Source organism: Gemmatimonadaceae bacterium (assembly GCA_035633115.1).
In the GTDB taxonomy this organism is placed as follows: domain Bacteria; phylum Gemmatimonadota; class Gemmatimonadetes; order Gemmatimonadales; family Gemmatimonadaceae; genus UBA4720.
On record DASQFN010000061.1, the window covers coordinates 1 to 3,686 of the forward strand.

3 protein-coding genes are annotated in these 3,686 nt (G+C 58.6%); all 3 read right to left on the reverse strand.

The window, feature by feature from the left end; translation table 11 throughout:
* Positions 1–585: 585 nt before the first annotated feature.
* Positions 586–1,356, reverse strand: a complete 771-nt coding sequence (locus tag VES88_08580) for an alpha/beta fold hydrolase (protein ID HYN81544.1) — start codon at positions 1,354–1,356, stop codon at positions 586–588.
* The gene (locus VES88_08585; GenBank protein HYN81545.1) at positions 1,353–2,372 is read right to left on the reverse strand and encodes a CmcJ/NvfI family oxidoreductase; all 1,020 of its coding nucleotides are present in this window, start codon (positions 2,370–2,372) and stop codon (positions 1,353–1,355) included. The genes VES88_08580 and VES88_08585 overlap by 4 nt, the downstream gene beginning before the upstream one ends.
* A 250-nt stretch (positions 2,373–2,622) precedes the next feature.
* Positions 2,623–3,606: an IS481 family transposase gene (locus VES88_08590; protein HYN81546.1), complete on the reverse strand. Its 984-nt coding sequence runs from the start codon at positions 3,604–3,606 to the stop codon at positions 2,623–2,625.
* Positions 3,607–3,686: the final 80 nt, after the last annotated feature.

Here is a 3,686-nt window from a genome sequence, read left to right on the forward strand (position 1 = left end):
GCAGGCACGCTGATTACCGCGAAACGATCTTTTATCATCACACGCAATAACGGCTTCCTCGTCATCAAGATCAACCGCCCCACGTTCAAATGGCCGTCGATATTGACGATAGAGGTCTGTTTTGGGCATATATCGATATTGCGATATTGGGGACATTCTTGATTATGCCGCGTGACCTCGGAGTGTCGTATTGGGTTTTGATGGTGCTGGCGCTGACGGGGCGGCATTTGGACGACTTCGCTTGATGCAAACCTCTGCGTGTCTTGCGATAAGTAAGGAGCATTCAGCTTATCGTTTGTTAGCCACGATGCATTCAACAGACGATGCAAGGTGCATTGAGCGGCTGCGTTCGACCCTGAGGAGACGGTGGGCGTTGCCGAAAGCGGACATTCAAAGGGGAGCGCAACCGGGGCTGTCAAGCCGTTCGGTTCGCGAAGAACGTTCTCAAGAATGAGCGAAATCGGGCCGAACCAGAGCGCTGCAGCGCCTGATCTACTACCTCCTGGGCGATCTCTGAACAATAGAGCTTCGCAATCCAGGCCTCCCGGCCGATCGAAGGTGATCCAATCGTTGCTGCAGTCGCGATTACACCGGATCAGTCAAGATATACCGCTGACTCCATGTGGCAATCATGTTGGCAACGTAGATCGCATCGGCCTTGCGTGTGAGCAGGTGATCGGCATCGTCCAGCGAAATGAAACTCTTAGGATGCTTAGCCGCAGTAAAGATTTGCACTGCATTAGTGATGTCGACCGTAGTGTCATGCGGCGAATGCATCACAAGCAATGCTTTTCTCAGATGCGCAATCTTGTCTGATAGCTGGTGTTCCGCAGCATCCGCCAAAAACTGGCGCTTGATGCGGAATGGACGTCCGGCGAGTTGTACCTCGGCCTCGCCGTCATTTTCGATTTTGGCGAGATGGTCACGAAACAGTCCGGTGACATGGGTCGGATCGCTGGGTGCGCCAATTGTCACCACCGCTCGCACTTCCGGGATATCTGTCGCTGCGGCCAATACGGCAGCACCGCCCAAGCTATGGCCGATGAGCAGCGCAGGGGCTCGACGCACTTGCCGTAGATGATCGGCTGCAGCAATCAGATCGGTCAGGTTAGATGAAAAATTGGTATTGGGAAATTCTCCCTCGCTTGCACCCAATCCGGTGAAATCGAAGCGCAAGACAGCAATGCCGTGATCGGTTAACGCATGGGCTATTCGGCTTGCGGCAAAAACATCCTTCCCGCAGGTGAAGCAATGTGCAAACAACGCAACGGCATGAATCGGCCCGTCCGGGGCGTCCAGCCGCGCGGCAAGCTTTTGTCCATCTGATCCGGGAAATTCGGTGCGTTCGGCTTTCATACCAACCTCCGGTTCGAGTCAGGATTCCACGCTTTGACCAGCAGCGATCCAGGCATCAATACCACCCGCCGGAGCAAAGCGGAGCGCGAAATTTTCCCCAACTGGTTGCCCCGGGAATCAGGGTTTCTCATACACATGGCCTGTTGACCGCGCAGGTCCGCGCGATGTCCACAGCGCTTCCACGCGCAGCGCGAGTTCAGAGGGGTTCGTCGAACGACCAACGTCCGCGCTTCGATGCTTTCGCGCGGCACAAACTCGCTCGGGCAAGCGGGATTTCGAAAACCGGTGTGCGGCATGAAACGCGCACGTCCGTCCGCACGCGAGTCGTAGCACTTCAAGAGCAGTACCTCATCGGGTCGCATCTCGGACACATAGAACCACTGGTGCGCAGGGTTGCGGCGCACCGAATAGATCTGGCCGCTATGGCGCGGCACCGCCAAGTCGTGCTCGCCGAAGTGAAGAATGTCGGTTGCGACCAGATCCTCGGGCGACACGCTGCGTGCGTCGCACAGCGCGAGCGGGTTGTCCAACACTGGGCCGACGATCGGCCGCCACAGGTTGACGAAGGCGATGTGCCGATCCGCTAGATCGGAGCGCCCGGCCGCATCGAGTATTTCCTGCTTTCGTCTCGGGCCGGACTGCTCAGTGTAGTCGTTGTGCACCTGATCGACCGGCACCCGCACGCCGAGCTCGCCGCGCGTGGCACGCGCCGCGCTGCGTACGTTGTGATCGAACACGATCACCGCGAGCGCACTCGTGATCGCGCGCATCACGGTTTGCACCTCAGGGTAGTAGCGTTCGCGCACTGCAGCTTCGTCGTAGAAGTCGGCGAACCCCGATTGACGTGAATGTAACTCGAACCCATGCTCGTCGAGCCGAAGGCCGTCCGCAATCGAACGCGCATCGCGGATCAACACCAAGTGCTGGACCGACGCCGGGCGCACTGTGGCGAGGCCGCTACTAGGCGGATAGATGCGCACCTGCGTCGGGCCGTCACCGGGTCCGAGATAAGCCATATACGCGTTCACGCCTGGAAGCTCGTCCAACAGCGGCACTCGACTCGACGACGGCGTGGGCAGCATGGCGGCTCCGAGCACTGGGAAAAGTTGGGACATACGAAGAGCAACAGGCGTTGTTTCTCAAAAGGAACCGTACTAATGGATCTGTAACTTGTCAATCACGTTAACTATCACCCTAGGATCGGGCCGAAATGGTGCTCGTTAGCCACGCCATAAGAGAAGCTTCGTTTGCTCTGTAATGCGTGAACTAGGTGTCACATCCCGCTCGATTACCCACCTTCCGATGGAACAGATGCGGATGCGTAGATTCCCACTGTTGCATGGCCTGGATCGGTGATTGGTGGTTGAGGGCGGCTTGAGGCAGTTGGTGGTTGTAGAGCCAGGCGTAGCGGAGCAGCGTGGTTTCCAGGTCTTCGCCGGAGACGAAGCGATGTGTCTTGAGCAGGTCGGCGATCCGACCGTTGAAGCGTTCGACCATGCCGTTGGTTTGCGGGTGGCGCGGGCGGGTCAGGCGGTGTTCGATACCCAGTTCCATGCACAGGCGGTCGAAGGCGTGATCGCCGGTCGGCGTGCGTTCGCCGGTGGTGACGAAACGGTCGGTGAATTCCCGGCCGTTGTCGGTCAGAATCTTCTCGATGGCAAACGGCGCCGCCTTGACCAGACGGGCGAGAAAGCGGCGGGCGTTGGCCGCCGTCTTGGTCGGGTAGAGGGCGATATGCACCCATCGCGTGGCGCGGTCGATGGCGACGAAGAGATAGCGGTGGCCCGTCTCATCGATCATCTGCGGCAGGTACTTCACATCGACATGCACAAAGCCCGGAACATACGCTTTGAACGCCTTGGCTGCCGGGGCGGCGACAACCGGGGTTGCCTTGGCCCGCAAATCCCGCAAGCTGCCGACCTCGCGTCGCTGCAACAGCCGATCCAGCGCCGAACGGCTCATCGCAGGCTCGATGAATTCGCGCACCACCGCCAACAGATCGTCAAGCGGCAACCACAGCATCTCGCGCAAAACCACGACAATCTCTTCCTGACCGGCATTGAGCGTGGTTTGCAGACGATGGGCGGTGTGGCTGCGGTCTGCCACCGAATCGCGCGCCTTCCACTTGTTGATCGTGTCGATGCTGACGCCAAATTGGCGCGCCAACTCGGTCTTGGGCAAGTCACTCGACTGGATCATGGCGCGCACCTTCGGGGTTGTCGTGGCGTTCTTGTGCAGTCTCATTTGCATTTCACCATCCCCCGCAACACTTGTCTGGCAACAAAGATACCCCTTCTGCCAGGAACTATGTGATCGTCCGGGATGGAACA